This window comes from Arthrobacter zhangbolii (assembly GCF_022869865.1).
Taxonomy (GTDB): Bacteria; Actinomycetota; Actinomycetes; order Actinomycetales; family Micrococcaceae; genus Arthrobacter_B; species Arthrobacter_B zhangbolii.
The window spans coordinates 2,833,285-2,847,840 of record NZ_CP094984.1; the positions used below are offsets into that span (position 1 = coordinate 2,833,285).

General features: G+C 64.9%; 16 protein-coding genes. 3 read left to right on the top strand and 13 right to left on the bottom strand.

Features of this window, described 5'->3' with window-relative positions; genetic code table 11:
• Window positions 1-3: 3 nt before the first annotated feature.
• The 5 genes from MUK71_RS13165 to MUK71_RS13185 are packed head-to-tail and all read right to left on the bottom strand — an operon-like array spanning window position 4 to window position 4,365.
• Window positions 4-369, bottom strand: a complete 366-nt coding sequence (locus MUK71_RS13165; protein ID WP_227928712.1) for a lycopene cyclase domain-containing protein — start codon at window positions 367-369, stop codon at window positions 4-6.
• On the bottom strand, window positions 366-704 hold the full coding sequence (locus MUK71_RS13170; RefSeq protein ID WP_227902378.1) for a lycopene cyclase domain-containing protein: 339 nt from the start codon (window positions 702-704) through the stop codon (window positions 366-368). Before MUK71_RS13170 ends, MUK71_RS13165 begins: the two co-directional genes overlap by 4 nt.
• Window positions 704-2,377, bottom strand: coding sequence for a phytoene desaturase family protein (crtI, locus tag MUK71_RS13175; protein ID WP_227928711.1), 1,674 nt, complete (start codon window positions 2,375-2,377; stop codon window positions 704-706). The genes MUK71_RS13170 and crtI overlap by 1 nt, the downstream gene beginning before the upstream one ends.
• Complete coding sequence (locus MUK71_RS13180; protein ID WP_227928708.1) at window positions 2,374-3,294, bottom strand: phytoene/squalene synthase family protein; 921 nt, start codon at window positions 3,292-3,294, stop codon at window positions 2,374-2,376. The genes crtI and MUK71_RS13180 overlap by 4 nt, the downstream gene beginning before the upstream one ends.
• A gap of 3 nt (window positions 3,295-3,297) precedes the next feature.
• Window positions 3,298-4,365: a polyprenyl synthetase family protein gene (locus MUK71_RS13185; protein WP_227902381.1), complete on the bottom strand. Its 1,068-nt coding sequence runs from the start codon at window positions 4,363-4,365 to the stop codon at window positions 3,298-3,300.
• A 35-nt stretch (window positions 4,366-4,400) separates the two neighbouring features.
• On the opposite strand from MUK71_RS13185, the gene idi reads away from it, so the two are divergent.
• Complete coding sequence (gene idi / locus MUK71_RS13190; RefSeq protein WP_227902382.1) at window positions 4,401-4,922, top strand: isopentenyl-diphosphate Delta-isomerase; 522 nt, start codon at window positions 4,401-4,403, stop codon at window positions 4,920-4,922.
• Here idi and MUK71_RS13195 read toward each other — a convergent pair.
• A complete protein-coding gene (locus tag MUK71_RS13195; RefSeq protein ID WP_227928706.1) occupies window positions 4,913-5,698 on the bottom strand; it encodes a glycosyltransferase family 2 protein in 786 nt (261 codons plus the stop codon). The two genes, idi and MUK71_RS13195, sit on opposite strands and share 10 nt — an antisense overlap.
• Before the next feature lie 89 nt (window positions 5,699-5,787).
• Between MUK71_RS13195 and MUK71_RS13200 the strand changes: the two genes are divergently transcribed.
• Window positions 5,788-6,429 (top strand): DUF2238 domain-containing protein, encoded by a 642-nt coding sequence (locus MUK71_RS13200; RefSeq protein ID WP_227928705.1) that lies wholly within the window; start codon window positions 5,788-5,790, stop codon window positions 6,427-6,429.
• Between the two features lie 136 nt (window positions 6,430-6,565).
• Here MUK71_RS13200 and MUK71_RS13205 read toward each other — a convergent pair whose 3' ends face one another.
• The 7 genes from MUK71_RS13205 to adh form a co-directional block, all read right to left on the bottom strand.
• A complete protein-coding gene (locus MUK71_RS13205; RefSeq protein WP_227902385.1) occupies window positions 6,566-7,756 on the bottom strand; it encodes a TerC family protein in 1,191 nt (396 codons plus the stop codon).
• Between the two features lie 143 nt (window positions 7,757-7,899).
• Entirely contained in the window at window positions 7,900-8,514 is a 615-nt protein-coding gene (locus MUK71_RS13210; protein WP_227928703.1) for a nucleotidyltransferase family protein, read from the bottom strand.
• A gap of 118 nt (window positions 8,515-8,632) precedes the next feature.
• Window positions 8,633-8,932: a DUF4193 domain-containing protein gene (locus MUK71_RS13215; protein WP_227902387.1), complete on the bottom strand. Its 300-nt coding sequence runs from the start codon at window positions 8,930-8,932 to the stop codon at window positions 8,633-8,635.
• Window positions 8,933-9,221: 289 nt separating this feature from the next.
• Window positions 9,222-9,572: a hypothetical protein gene (locus MUK71_RS13220; protein ID WP_227902388.1), complete on the bottom strand. Its 351-nt coding sequence runs from the start codon at window positions 9,570-9,572 to the stop codon at window positions 9,222-9,224.
• 96 nt (window positions 9,573-9,668) lie between these two features.
• Window positions 9,669-10,082, bottom strand: a complete 414-nt coding sequence (locus tag MUK71_RS13225) for a DUF779 domain-containing protein (protein ID WP_227902389.1) — start codon at window positions 10,080-10,082, stop codon at window positions 9,669-9,671.
• Complete coding sequence (gene adhP / locus MUK71_RS13230; protein ID WP_227902390.1) at window positions 10,082-11,092, bottom strand: alcohol dehydrogenase AdhP; 1,011 nt, start codon at window positions 11,090-11,092, stop codon at window positions 10,082-10,084. The genes MUK71_RS13225 and adhP overlap by 1 nt, the downstream gene beginning before the upstream one ends.
• Window positions 11,093-11,160: 68 nt before the next feature.
• Window positions 11,161-12,684, bottom strand: coding sequence for an aldehyde dehydrogenase (gene adh, locus MUK71_RS13235; protein ID WP_227902391.1), 1,524 nt, complete (start codon window positions 12,682-12,684; stop codon window positions 11,161-11,163).
• A gap of 171 nt (window positions 12,685-12,855) precedes the next feature.
• Between adh and MUK71_RS13240 the strand changes: the two genes are divergently transcribed.
• Window positions 12,856-14,526 (top strand): DHA2 family efflux MFS transporter permease subunit, encoded by a 1,671-nt coding sequence (locus MUK71_RS13240; protein ID WP_227902392.1) that lies wholly within the window; start codon window positions 12,856-12,858, stop codon window positions 14,524-14,526.
• Window positions 14,527-14,556 lie beyond the last annotated feature (30 nt).

A 14,556-nucleotide genomic window follows, 5' to 3' on the forward strand; every position in this document is an offset into this window, starting at 1 on the left:
CGCTCACTGGTTCTCCTTGGTATTCGGTGTACTTTGTGCAGCCCGCCTGGCAGCAGCTGGTTCAGGCGCCCGACCGGGCAACAGCACCCAGAGCGCCGGCAGCAGCAGCACGGCGGCGACGGGATAGGCGAAATCCTCCAGCGGAGCCGTTCCGATGAAGGCTCCCGAAATGCGGTCCTCGTTGTACCAGAACAGGCCAACCCGGATCATCAGGTTGTCAAAAACGGCGGTGAGTCCGAGCAGGACCGCCGCGGTGACGGCGGCTGCGGATCGGAAGAACACGGGCGTGCGGCGCCGGGCCAGCAGCGCCGCTCCAAACACCAGCGCGGCCGGGACCAGGAAAAAGGCGTTGAGGGTCCAATAGGTCACTGCTTCACCCTGTCCCTTGCTGCAGCTTTCCCGGCCGCCAGGCGCACTAGCCCGAAGACCACCATCGTCAGATAGCAGAGGAAAGCAAGGAAGAAGATTTCCTCCACGGGCAGGTGCGGAGCCAGGGTCAGGCCGAGCATAAACGGGGTCTCACCTCGGTAGAAGATGTCCGCGCCGATCCCGCCGAGGTCCCAGCCGGTGAAGAACAGCACGCCGATCAGCAACACCAGGGCAGCCCGGCGGGCATCTGCGAAAAAGAACAGCCGAAACCTGTGGTCCAACAGGGCCATGCACCCCAGCGAGAGCAGCAGGAAAAGCAGATACAGCACGCCCATCAGGCGCCGTCCCCGGAGGAAGGCTCTGCGGGCAGGGGCTTCGCATCCCCGCCCGCGGCGCGGCCGGCACTTTCCGGCCGACTGTCCGCCGTGGCGGACCACGGGGCGGGTTCTGGCAGCGCCTCGGTGCCGGTGTCACCGCGCAGCCGCTTGAGTATCAGTTCGGCACTGATCAGGCACATGGGCAGGCCGATGCCAGGCAGCGTGGACCCGCCGGCGTACAGCAGGCCGTCCACCTTGCGGCTGGCGTTCGAGCCGCGGAAGAAGGCGCTCTGCTTCAGGATATGTGCCGGGCCCAGCAGGGTACCGCGCCACGAATTGAGGTCGGTGACAAAATCCTGCGGACCGACAGTGCGGCGGATAATGATGCGCTCGGCCAGATCCGGGATACCGGCCCAGGACGAGATCTGGGCGATCACTGCATCCGCCATCTTCTCGATGCGCGGATCCCCGGCGCCGTCGATCCCGCCTGCGCCCAGGGACGGATCTGAGGGCACGGGAACCAGCACAAAAAGGTTTTCATGGCCCTCCGGTGCAGCGTCCGGGTCCGTGGCGCTGGGCCGGCAGACATACAGCGACGCGGGATCCGGCACCGAAGTGTCCTTGCCGAAAATCTTCTCGAAGTTCGCTTTCCAGTCTTCGGTAAAGAGCAGGGTGTGGTGCTGCAGCTGCGGCAACGTCCCCTGTACGCCCAAGTGGAGCAACAGCCCGCCCGGACCCGGAACCCGTCGCTGCCAGTACTTTTCCGGATAGGTCTGCAGTTCCAGTGGCAGGAGCTCGGTTTCAGTGTGGTGCAGGTCCGCGGCGGAGACCACCAGGTCCGCGTCCAGTGACTCCAGGGTGCCGTCCGGGCTGCGGTACTGCACACCGGTGGCCCGGGTTTTGCGGCCGGAGACCTCCGTACGGATCGAGGTGACTTCCGCGCCGGTAATCACCCGGGCGCCCTCGGCCTGCGCCAGGTCCCCGATCACGGAAACGATCCGATGGAAACCGCCCATGGGGTACAGCACACCGTCGGCGAGGTCCAGCCGGCTCATCAGGTGGTACATGCTGGGCGTAGTGAACGGCGAGGAGCCAAGGAATACCGCCGGATATCCCAGGATCTGCCGGATCCTTGGGTCAGTGAAGCGCTTGGCCACGAAGCTGCTCAGCGGTTCCAGCAGCAGGCGGGCCAGACGGGGTCCGCGCCGCAGCACGTCCGGACGCAGCAGCGGCAGGAAGGACGCGAAGGTCGAGTACAGGAACCGCTTCTTCGCCATGGCGTAGACCTCTTCTGAGGACTCCAGGTACTCCTCCAGGCGTTGCCCGGCACCGGGTTCCAGGGAGTCGAAGAGGGCTATGTTTTCCTCCCGGGTCGCGGCGATGTCCACGGGACCGGTCTGCCCTTCGAACAGCACCCGGTACCCCGGATCGAGTTTGACCAGCTGCAGCTGCTCAGCCGCGGAGGTCCCCAGCAGACGGAAGAAGTGGTCAAATACCTCGGGCATCAGGTACCAGGACGGACCGGTGTCAAAGCGGAACCCGCCGGTTTCCCAGCTGCCGGCGCGGCCGCCTGTTTCCGGCTGCTTCTCCAGCACCGTGACTTCCAGGCCTTCGCGGGCCAGCAGGGCCGCGGTGGCCAGTCCGGTAATCCCGCCCCCGATAACGACGGCGGTACGCGGCTGGGTGCTCATGGATGCGGTCCGTTCGGTTCGGTGTTGATGGGGGCTGCGGCCGGGACGGTGGCCCGCCTCGTCAAGACCGCGCGGGCAGCGATGCGGGCCTTGACTGGATTCGGGACACGGACGCGGGTGGTGCGCAGCCGGGCGGCAGGAGTAGCGCGCAGCCGGCGGGCCAGTTCGGTAAAGAGCTCCTGGGCCAGGACGACGGCGGCACGGCAGCCGGCCGGAAGCTCGGCGGCAGCAGCCCCCGAGACCAGCAGATCCGCGTCAATGCTGTCCAGGATCCTGTTTTTGTCCGTCTCCGTGAAGGCATCGACCGTGACGCCGGGGAAGTAGCTGCGGCCGAGGGTCTCAAAGTCCTGGGCAAGATCGCGCAGGAAATTGACCTTCTGGAACGCTGACCCCAGCCGCTGGGCGCCCTCGCGCAGCCGCTTGGACTGGTCTTCCGGGATGGCGAGATCCTGCAGGAAACACTGCAGGCACATCAGCCCCACCACTTCGGCTGATCCGTAGACGTACTCATTGAAACTGGCTTCGGTGTGTTCGGCCTGTTCCAGGTCCGCGCGCATGGATGCGAAGAAGGGCCGGGTCAGTTCAGGCCCGATGCCGGTGGCCCTGGCGGTCAGCGCAAACGCGTGCACCACGAGGTTCACGCTGTACCCGGTGCGCAGCGCCCGCTCCGTGTCCGCTTCCAGTTCGTCCAGGAGCGCGCCGATGTCCCCGCGCGGTATCTTTGCCGCAAGGGCCACGCCGTCCACGATCTCGTCGGCCAGCCGCACCAGTGCGTAGATGGTTTCGATTTGCCTGCGGGTCCGCGCCGGGAGCAGGCGTGAGGCCAGGCCGAAGGATGTGGAATAGGACCGGATCAGCACCGCTGAGGTCTCTCCGGCCACGGTGTTGTAGAGGGCGAGACCCTGTTCTGCCGCCATGTCTTAGCGTCCCCTGTTCACGGCGTCGTCGACCACCGCGGACAAGGCTGCCCGCAGGCCCGGCGTCACGGCAGGGCAGTCCAGGCGCTGGCGGGCACGGTCAGCATATTCGCGCACCAGTTCCCGGGCGTGGTCCCGCGCTCCGGAGGAAACCAGCAACTCCCGTGCCCGGGCCGCCCCACGGGCGGTGAGCGAGGGGCTGCCGATCAAATCCGAAAGTTCAGCCCACTCGGGTTTGTCCGAGGCATAGGAAATCAGGACGGTGCGCTTGCCTTCGCGCAGGTCCGAGAACGTGGACTTGCCGGTGGCGGTTTCCGATCCGAAAACACCCAGCAGGTCATCAACCACCTGGTAGGCAATGCCGATATCCCGCCCGTAGAGGCCCAGGGTCGACACAACCTCGTCAGGCGCCCCGGCCAGCACGGCGCCTGCCTGCAACGGGGCCTCAAAGGAGTAGACGGCTGTCTTCAGCCGTTCCATGTGCAGTATTTCGTCGATGGGCGGTGCCCCGGGGTGGAACGAGAAATCGACGTCAATCAGTTCCCCGCCGGCGGACGCAAAGACTGCGTCGTCCAGGATTTCGGCAAGTCGCAACCGTGTCTCCGGGGATACGGGAGAGCGGTCAAGCAGGCGGAAAGCACCGGTGAGCGCCAGGTCGCCGGCGATAACGCCTGCTGAGAGTCCGCGGTGCCGGGCGGCACCGGTTTCGGCCCCGGCGGAGGAGGCCAGGTCACGGTATACGCCCGAGACGTTCTCCTGGCCGCGCCGGGTGAAATCCAGGTCGATCACGTCGTCATGGACAATCAGCGCCGTGTGCAGAAGTTCAAACGCGGCGCCGACGCCGGCCGCTGCAGCGGTGTCGGTGCCCCCGAGATTCAAATAGGCGGTCAGCAGGATCCGCGGCCGCACCCTTTTGCCTCCGGCGGTGGAATCCTCGAGGGTCTGCCACAGGGACAGGTAGCTGGGTCCGAGCTTCGCGGCCCGGGCCTTGGCCCGTTCAAAGAACCGGTCGAGGACATCCTCAACCATGCCTTGGCCGGCAGATAGATCGAGCGGGGGGTGCGTCTCCATAGGTAAAGTAAACACGTATGCGACAAAGGGAAGAAATGACAGGCCGCCCGGAGCAGGTTGTTCTGGTTGACATCGATGGCAGCCCGCTGGGTACCCATGACAAAGCCACCGTGCACACCACCGACACGCCGCTGCATCTGGCGTTCTCCACGCACGTGTACAACCCCGACGGCCGCCTGCTGGTGACCCGACGGGCGCTGTCCAAACTGACCTGGCCTGGCGTCTGGACGAATTCCTTCTGCGGGCACCCCGGGCCCGGCGAGGCAACAGAGGACGCCGTCCGCCGCCGCGCACAGCGCGAGCTTGGGTTGGAGATCCGGGATCTGACGCTGCATCTTCCCGATTTCCGCTACCGCGCAGTAGATGCGTCCGGGATTGTCGAACACGAGATCTGCCCGGTCTATACGGCTGTAGCGGACGCCGACCCGGTGCCCGCCGCGGACGAGGTTATGGACTGGGAGTGGGCTGATCCGGCGCAACTGGTCCCCGCTGTGCGGCTGACGCCCTGGGCATTCAGCCCGTGGCTGGTCCTTCAACTGCCGCTGCTCTACCCCTGACCATCACCGACCGGGCGAAACCGCTGCTCCCATCGCCGCCACGGGTACTCCTGCGGCCAATGGCCGGCGAGGGTGTGGAAGGCCCGGCGGAAGCGCAGGCTTAGGCTGGCCCCGGTCTGCACCGCCCTCGGTGCCATTCCCACCACCAGCTCCCGGTCCAGCCGGCAGCGCCGCCGGGGACCGAGGTGAAAGCTTAGGCAAACGTCGTCGTGCATCTGCGCATCATCCCGGTGCACCTCGTTGCTGATGTCCTGCCAGGTGCCTGCCCGCATGGCCATATTCGAGCCGAAAACCGGCCAACGGGCCAGCGCGGAACCCATCGCCAGAAAGTAGGCGCCCAGGTACAGGCCTGCGAGAAGCCTGCCGGCCCATGGCGGCATCCCGTAGAACACTCCCGGACCGCTGAGGACCTCCAGCTGAGGATTCGCCGTGAAGTTTTCAGCTATGCGCGCAATCCAATCCGGCGGCAGGACACAGTCCGCGTCGCATCGGGCAATGATGAGATCCGCTGCGTCCGCGCCAAAGGCAACGGCATCGTAACCCGCGCCGGCCGCGGCGGGGATCCCGGGGACGGGTTCAAACACCACACGGGCACCGTAGCGGCGGGCAACGTCCGCGCTGGCATCGGCGCTGTTGTTGTCCACCACCACGATTTCCGCGGGCGGGACGCTCTGCTGCGCCAGGGACTGCAGGCAGGCCTCAAGCAGGTCGGCGTCGTCGCGGCACGGAATGACTACGGACACCGAAGGAAGCGCTGCGGTACGCGGTGATGGCATGGGCTGAGTTTAGCGTGGGAGGGCCGAAGGAGCCCCCGGGGTTTCCGCCGCCTCTCCTGCCCGCCGCCTTCCCGGGCTACCGTATGAGGATGATCGATGCACTGCTCCGCGCCCCGGAGAGCCGGAAGGAACTGCTCGCAGACGTCGTACGGGTGCTGGGCCTGCTGAGTATCCTGGCGGCGGTGGTACTGCTCGGGCCGGTGGAAACCTCGCTGTTCCTGCTGGTGATGCTGGGCATGCTGGTGGCCCGGGCCCTGACCGTGCTGCCGGGCTTTGACGCCGTCTACGGGCTGGTGCTGCTGCTGGCGGCCTGGAGCAGCGTTGCGGACCTGTACGCCCGTATCTCCTGGTGGGACCTGGTGATCCACTGCGCCGCAACCGGAGTCCTGGCCGTGATGACCTATTTCCTTCTGGTGCAATTCGGTGCGGTCCCCGGGGTCCGGCGCCCGCACCGCTCCTCCCGGTCCCTGCCGCTGGTGGTTCCGGTGTTGGTTCTGGCACTTGGCCTGGGCCTGAGTGTGTTGTGGGAAATGGCTGAATGGTGGGGCCACACCTTCGTGGACGCGACTATCAACGTGGGCTACGAAGACACCATGGCCGATTTGGCTGCGGGGGGACTTGGCGCCCTGGCCGCCGGGATATTCCTGGGCGCCGCGGTCCGCCGTTCCGGGGCACGCGCGGACGGCCGGCTGGCACAGAAGTCTGATCCGCGGCAGAACACTGACCACTGATCCCGCGGCCGCTGACGGACCCGCGGACGGACCCGCGGACAGCGGAGGAAAAAGCAAAGAGGCATCCCGGGCAGCTGCCCGGGATGCCTCTGTTTTAGGTACGTATCTTTAGGTACGTGAGTGCAGGTACCTGCCCTTAGCGGGAGAGGTAACGCTCGTGCTCGCTATGTGCGCGGGCCACGGTCTCACGGATCTCTTCGATGTCCTTGACCTTGTCGCGGTACTTGATGTCCATCTTCATGATGTCCTGCTCCTCGTCGCACAGAGCCTTGTAGACGCGCTCGCGCTCACCCGGGTCGGCTGTGTAGGACAGGTCCAGGTAGGCGTCGGCGTGGCGGCGTGCGTTGTTGACGGCGGCCATGGCCTTGCCTGCGGGGCTGACCAGGGAAGCAATCACGGTGACCGCAAGGACGCCCACAATGACGGAGAGGGAAAGGCCGGTGCTGATTTCAAAGACCGGAACATGCTCACCGCCGTTGATGAACGGCAGGGTGTTTTCATGCAGGGCGTGCAGGACAAGCTTGACGCCGATGAAGGCCAGGATGGTGGCGAGGCCGTAGCTGAGGTAGATGAGGCGGTCCAGCAGCCCGTCGATCAGGAAGTAGAGCTGGCGCAGGCCCATCAGGGAGAAGGCCGTGGCCGTAAAGACGATGAAGACGTTCTGCGTCAGCCCGAAGATGGCGGGAATGGAGTCGAGGGCGAAGAGGATGTCGGTACCGCCAATGGCCACCATGACCAGCAGCATCGGGGTGAGAACGCGCTTGCCGTTCTCGATGGTGAACATCTTGTCGCCGTCGTACTTATCCGACGTGTGGAAGATCTTGCGTGCCAGGCGAATGACGAAGTTGTTCGCTTCGTCGTCGCCTTCGGTGCTCTCGGGCTTGAGCAGATTGCCGGCCGTGATCAGCAGGATCAGGCCGAAGAGGTAGAAGACCCAGGAGAAGGAGTTGATCAGCGCGGCGCCAAGAAGGATGAACCCGGTGCGGGCAATCAAGGCGAAGACAATGCCGAAAAGCAGTACCTTCTGCTGGTCCTCACGCGGTACCCGGAAGCTGGCCATGATGATCAGGAAGACAAACAGGTTGTCTACCGACAGGGCCTTCTCGGTGATGTAGCCGGCGAAGTATTCGGTGCCCATCTGGGTGCCGCCCAGAACCCAGACAACAACGCCGAACAGGATGGCCAGGCCCACGTAAATGGCGGACCAGATGGCCGCTTCCTTCAGGGTGGGGATGTGGGCCTTGCGGATATGGAAGAAGTAGTCGAAGGCCAGAAGGCCCAGAATGACAACAATGGTCACTCCCCAGACTAGGGGGGAAACAGTCATGAAGGTCTGCTTTCGTAGGGTACGCCAAAGGAGCATAGGTCTCTCCCGCCAGCAAAATGATGCTGGCCGCTGAACCCGGCGGAGCGTCGGTGCTCCACGTGTTGACGGATATCGGCGTTTCGGGATACTCCCCTACGAAGTTTTCAGTCTAACAGGACCAAATCCGCTTTTGTGTCCACGTCACGTCCGTCGGCGAGGTCGGAGCAGTCGGTCACGTCCACAAGCTCGGGGTGGGACGCCAGAAATGCCCGCGCGCCGGTGTCCTGCCCGCCCGTCACGCCGGATTCCAGGCTTCGGACGGCAATCGATCTATCAAAGAGCACCGGGTGGCCCCGCCGCAGCCTGCCATCACCGTCCCGGTATCCGGCGGCGGCAATCCGTCCGGGCTGCCAGGATGAGCGGAGCCGGGAAACCGCCGCCGCGGTCAGCCCGGGCTGGTCCACCAGTGCCACGAGCACCGCCGAGGGCCGCAGCTGAACGGCGGCAGCCATACCCTGCCGGTAGCTGGTGCCCATGCCGTGCGGCCAGTCCGGGTTCAGCACCGGACTGGCACCCGCCAGATCGGCTTCCGCCAGGATCCGGGTGCTGCCGGCCCCCAGCACCACCAGTACGTCCCTGCATCCCCCGGCCAGCAGGACCCTGATTTGGTGTTCAACCAAAGGCCGGCCATGGAAGGGCAGCAACGCCTTCGGCCCGCGGCCCAGGCGGGTGCCGGCCCCAGCAGCCAGCAGTACCGCCGTCGTCGCCGGCTCACCCATCGGCTTCCCTTTCCGTAGCCAACCTCAGCGGCCGGACGGACCCGGGATTCCTACGCTTAAAACGCTGCAGCCGCCACGCAGGCTGGAGCGGGGCGGCTGCACGGTGCAGCAAGGCTGATCAGCCCTCGCAATCCTTGCAGTAAGCGACGCCGTCTTTTTCCACGGCCAGCTGGGAGCGGTGGCGGACGAGGAAGCAGGAGTTGCAGGTGAACTCGTCTTCCTGGGGCGGCACCACGCGTACGAGCAGTTCTTCGCCGGAGAGGTCGGCGCCAGGAAGTTCAAATCCTTCGGCTGCTTCGGCTTCATCGACGTCAACTACGGCAGACTGCTTGTCGCTGCGCCGGGCCTGGAGTTCCTCGATGGAGGCGGTGCCGGCTTCTTCCTCAGTCTTGCGCGGTGCGTCGTAATCTGTAGCCATGTTCTCGGCTCACACTCCAAATCCGTAGTTGTGTTCTTTCCGGGCACTCGATACTAGCCGAACATAACTGCTGTTCCGCTGCATGGTATTCCCATCAGCTGCTCCGGCAGTCATTTTTCGTCAGGTTCCGCACGCAGGCCCCCAAAAATACCTCCGCCTTCCCAACGTGCCTGTACCCGTACAGGTTCCGTTGTTCACAGTTCCTTTTTCGCGCCTCATGCAGAAGGAGCGGACGGGCCTGGCCCGTCCGCTCCTTCTGCATGAATTTTTGCTGCGCAGTGCCGTGCGGTTATGACTCCGGCTGCGGCTCAGCGGGAGACATCTTGTGGTCTCCCCCGGAGGTGTAGCCGCCGGAGGCACCGGCGGAGCTTCCTGCAGCAGACGAGCCGGAGCCCGCCGTCGCCGAAGCTGAATCGGATCCTGAGGATGACCCGGTGACCTTGGAGGCAGCGTCCTTGGCTGCGCCGGTGACCTTGTCCTGCAGGCCCGGAGCCTTCTCCTTGGCCCAATCAGTGCCCTGGGACACCGTGTCCTGGACCTTCGGGTCCTTCCAGAGCTGCATCAGTTTTTCGCGGCCGCCCTTGGAGCCCACCAGGTAGCCCACGCCCATGCCGGCCAGAAATACAAACTTCTTTACCATGGTCTTCCTCTTCTCCTGCCCTCACAGGGCCTCGATAAGTTCCGTCCACTTGCACCCTACCGCCGGAACGGCAGGTTCAACAGCCAGCTTACTATTTCAGGACGGATCCGCATCTTGGCCAAACAGGCGGGAACGGATCAGGAAGCGTTTGCCCTCGGGTGCCTCGACGGAAAACCCGCTTCCCCGTCCGGCTACAACATCCACGGTGAGATGGGTGTGTTTCCAGTAGGCAAACTGTTCCCGGGACATCCAGAATTCCAGGTCCTCGCCGTCCAGGTTGAAGACGCCCAGCAGGACATCCGCGTCCCCGGTAAGGAACTCGCCTTTCGGATAGCACATGGGCGAGGAACCGTCGCAGCAGCCGCCGGACTGATGGAACATCAGCGGGCCGTGTTGCCTGACCAGGCTCCGCAGCAGTTCCTGCGCAGCGGGGCTGAGCGCCACCCGGGAGAAATCCTCCCCGGGCAGCGCCGCACCGGCGTCGAGCGTTGAAACAGGAGCAGTATCCATCAGTACCCGATCACCACCCGGCCGTCGACGTGGCCGCCGCGCAACTCATCCATCACCGTATTGATCTCCTCCAGGCTGCGGATGCTCACATTGGGATGGATCAGGCCCCTATCGTAGAAATCGATAGCCTCGGCCAGATCCTGGCGGGTGCCCACAATGGAACCGCGGATGGTCAGGCCCTTGAGCACGATGTCAAAAATCGGGGCAGGGAAATCCCCCGGCGGCAGCCCGACAAAAACGATGGTTCCGCCGCGGCGGGCCATACCGATTGCCTGCCCGAAAGCGGCCGGATGCACCGCGGTGACCAACACCGCGTGTGCGCCGCCCACCTTTTCCTGGATTGCTTCCGCCGGATCCTCGGTGCTGGCGTTGACCGTCACCTCGGCTCCGTATTTCTTCGCAAGCTCCAGCTTGTCATCGCTGATATCGACGGCGGCCACGCGCAGGCCCATGGCTTTGGCATACTGCACTGCGACGTGGCCGAGGCCGCCGATCCCCGAAATGACCGCCCATTGTCCGGGGCGCGCCTCGCTGACTTTTAATCCCTTGTAGACCGTGACACCGGCGCAGAGGACGGGTGCTATTTCCTGCGGGTCCGCCCCCTCCGGAATGCGCGCGGCGAACCGGGCATCCACCAGCATGTACTGGCCAAAGGACCCGTCCACCGAATAGCCGCTGTTCGTCTGGTCCTCGCAGAGCGTCTCCCAGCCCGTCCTGCAGTATTCGCAGACTCCGCAGGCGGAGGCCAGCCACGCGTTGCCGACCATGTCGCCGGGTTTCAGATCCGTGACCCCTTCGCCCACCTTCACCACTTCCCCCACGCCCTCATGCCCGGGAATGAACGGTGGTGTCGGTTTAACAGGCCAGTCTCCGTCCGCTGCGTGCAGATCGGTGTGGCACACACCGGTCGCAACGAGCTTGACCAGTGCCTGTCCCGGTCCGGGTTCAAGGACCGCCACATCCTCAACGGAAAGCCCTTTGCCCAACTCGTTCACAACTGCTGCTTTCATGCTGGCCATTCGATCCTCAATTCGATCGGTGGTACGTGGTAGTCCAGCGTAGGCGCGTCCCTTGCTGCTTAGAAGAAGCCCTGTTTGTTTTCGGCGTAGCTGACCAGGAGGTTCTTGGTCTGCTGGTAGTGGTCCAGCATCATGGCGTGGTTCTCCCGCCCGATGCCGGAGGACTTGTACCCGCCGAACGCGGCGTGGGCCGGGTAGGCGTGGTAGTTATTCACCCAGACCCGGCCGGCCTGGATGTCACGGCCTGCCCGGTAGGCGGTGTTGCCGTCACGGGACCAGACACCGGCGCCCAAGCCGTACAGCGAGTCATTGGCGATGGCCAGGGCCTCGCCGTAGTCCGAGAATCGGGTCACGGAGACGACGGGTCCGAAGATTTCCTCCTGGAAGATGCGCATGTTGTTGCTGCCTTCGAAGACGGTCGGCTGCACGTAGAAGCCCTCCGACAGGTCGCCGTCGAGATGTGCGCGCTCACCGCCGGTGAGAACCTTGGCTCCCTCCTGCCGGCCGATGTCCAGGTAGGAGAGGATCTTCTCCAACTGGTCGTTGGAGGCCTGGGCACCGACCATGGTGTTGGTGTCCAGCGGGTTCCCCTGCACCATCTGTGCGGTGCGGGCCAGGGCATCGGACATAAAGGAGTCGTACATGGAGTCCTGTACCAGTGCCCGGGAGGGGCAGGTGCAGACTTCGCCCTGGTTCAGGGCGAACATATTAAAGCCTTCCAGCGCCTTGTCGTAGAACGCATCGTTTTCCCGGGCAACGTCAGCGAAGAAGATATTCGGGCTCTTGCCGCCCAGTTCCAGCGTGACCGGAATGAGGTTCTGGCTGGCGTACTGCATGATCAGCCGGCCGGTTGTGGTCTCTCCGGTAAATGCGATTTTGCGGATCCGGTTCGAGGATGCCAGAGGCTTACCTGCCTCCACGCCGAAGCCGTTGACCACGTTCAGGACGCCTGCCGGCAGCAGGTCCGCGATGAGTTCCATCAGCACCAGGATGGAGGCCGGGGTCTGTTCGGCGGGCTTGAGCACAATGGCGTTGCCGGCAGCCAGTGCGGGTGCCAGCTTCCAGGTGGCCATAAGGATGGGGAAGTTCCAGGGGATGATCTGCCCCACCACACCGAGCGGCTCGTGGAAATGGTAGGCCGTGGTGTTGTCGTCAATCTGGGAGAGGGATCCTTCCTGTGCGCGGATGGCTCCGGCGAAGTAGCGGAAGTGGTCCACCGCCAGGGGAAGGTCCGCTGCGAGGGTTTCGCGGATCGGCTTGCCGTTGTCCCAGGTTTCGGCGACGGCGAGCATCTCGAGGTTCTCCTCAATCCGGTCCGCGATGCGGTTGAGGATCAGTGCACGCTCGGCCACAGCTGTTTTACCCCAGGCGCCTGCAGCCTTATGCGCCGCGTCCAGTGCCAGGTCAATATCCTCGGAGGTTCCCCGGGCCACCTCGCAGAACACGCGGCCGGTGACGGGAGTGACGTTCTCGAAATACTGGCCCTTGACGGGGGCTACCCATTCGCCGCCAATCCAGTTCTCATAGCGTGGCTTGAAACTGACCTTGGATCCCTCGGTACCGGGCTGCGCGTAAACACTCATTTCCGCTCCTTCTGTGATCGACATCGGTGTCGGTGCTGATAGTGAGAGAGTAGGCAGCGCAACGTTGCATGTACGTTGCATCACACAGGCCCTACTATGGCCACGCGGGACAGTCGGATCCGGACGGCCCGCCCTCAGCCGCAGGCCGTGCGGCCCGGTGGAAGGACGTCCGTGGGCACACCCGAGCAGAGCCGCTATGTCAGGTATCGATGGTGGGGGCTGCTGGCGATCAGCCTTGGGGTAGCGACCATCATCATGGACGCCACGATTGTGTCCGTGGCCATTCCCTCCGTGGTGGGCGACCTGGGCATTTCCAGCACGCAGATTCAGTGGGTGCAGGAAATCTACACGCTCCTTTTTGCAGCCCTGTTGCTGACCTGGGGGCGGATTGCGGACCGGGTGGGACGGCGGCGCATCATGCTCCTCGGCGTCGTCATTTTCGTGGGCGCGAGCCTGATGTGTGCGCTCGCCGGTTCCGGCGGGCTGCTGATCCTGGGCCGTGCCCTGCAGGGCCTGGGCGGTTCCATGATCCTGCCCACCACGCTGGCGCTGCTGAATGCCAACTTCCAGGGGCGTGAACGCGGCATCGCGTTCGCCGTATGGGGCTCCACCATCGGGGGCATGGCCGCGGTGGGACCGCTGCTGGGCGGCTGGCTGATTGAAAATGCCAGCTGGCGGTGGGCCTTCGGCATCAATCTGCCGGTCGGGGCACTGGTCATCGCGGGACTGCTGCTTTTTGTGGCTGAATCCTCGGAATCCACGGTCGGCCGTGACCAGCGGCTCGACGTCGGCGGGGCACTGCTTTCGATTCTGGGTTTCGGTGCCTTGGTGTTCGGCCTGATCGAAGGCCGCAGCTACGGCTGGTGGTCCCCCACCGAAGACGCGCCCTTCACGGTCGCCTCCCTCTCCCCTGTTCCGTGGGTGTTCCTGATCGCAGCACTCTCCCTTACCGCCTTTGTGCTCGCGCAGCGGCGGCGGACACTTGCCGGACAGGGAGTCATCCTTGACCTGTCCCTGTTCCGCATCCGGTCCTTTGCCAACGGAAACCTCACCGCGCTGATCGTCAGCTTCGGCGAGTTCGGGCTGATCCTCTCCCTGCCGCTGTGGTTCCAGAACGTCCTGGGCTATACCGCGTTCCAGGCCGGGCTGGCCCTCCTTCCCCTGGCGGCGGGCTCCTTCCTGGCCTCCGGTGCGGTTGCGGGACTCTCCCGGCGGTACAGCCCGATTATTGTGGTGCGCATCGGGCTAAGCCTGGAAGTACTGGGCATTGCCGTGCTGGCGCTGCTGATCCGTCCCGACAGCACGGCATGGCTTACCTCACCGCTGCTCTTTGTGTACGGTCTTGGCGTGGGTCTTGCCACGGCCCAGCTGACTTCGGTGATCCTCGCCGAAGTGCCGGTCGAACGCAGCGGGCAGGGCTCAGCGACCCAAAGCACCGCCCGGCAGACCGGCTCCGCCCTGGGCATCGCCGTCCTTGGCACCGCGTTTTTCACCACCCTGCGCGACGGCACCCGGGACGGCACCGCCGACGCAGTGGCGGCCTCACCGGCTCTGGCCCCGGCAGTGGACTCCGTTGATGCCTCCTCCGGCGGCACCATCAGCGCGCTCGCAGAGAACCCGGCCACGGCATTCATTGCCGACGCCGCCCGCGACGCCATGACCAACGGAGCCTCGCTGGCCGGTTGGATTGCCGCCGGGGCGCTGGTTATCGGGCTGCTCACCAGCCTGAGGATCCACCCGGTTCCGGCCGAAGACGAGGGCGTTGGGAAGGACGATTCCGGGCACCCTGAGGCCCCGCCTGCCGCCGGTGGAACCGCTGCGGAGCCGGGCCGGAAACCGTAAACCACGCGTCGGCCGATTCAGCCGCAACCG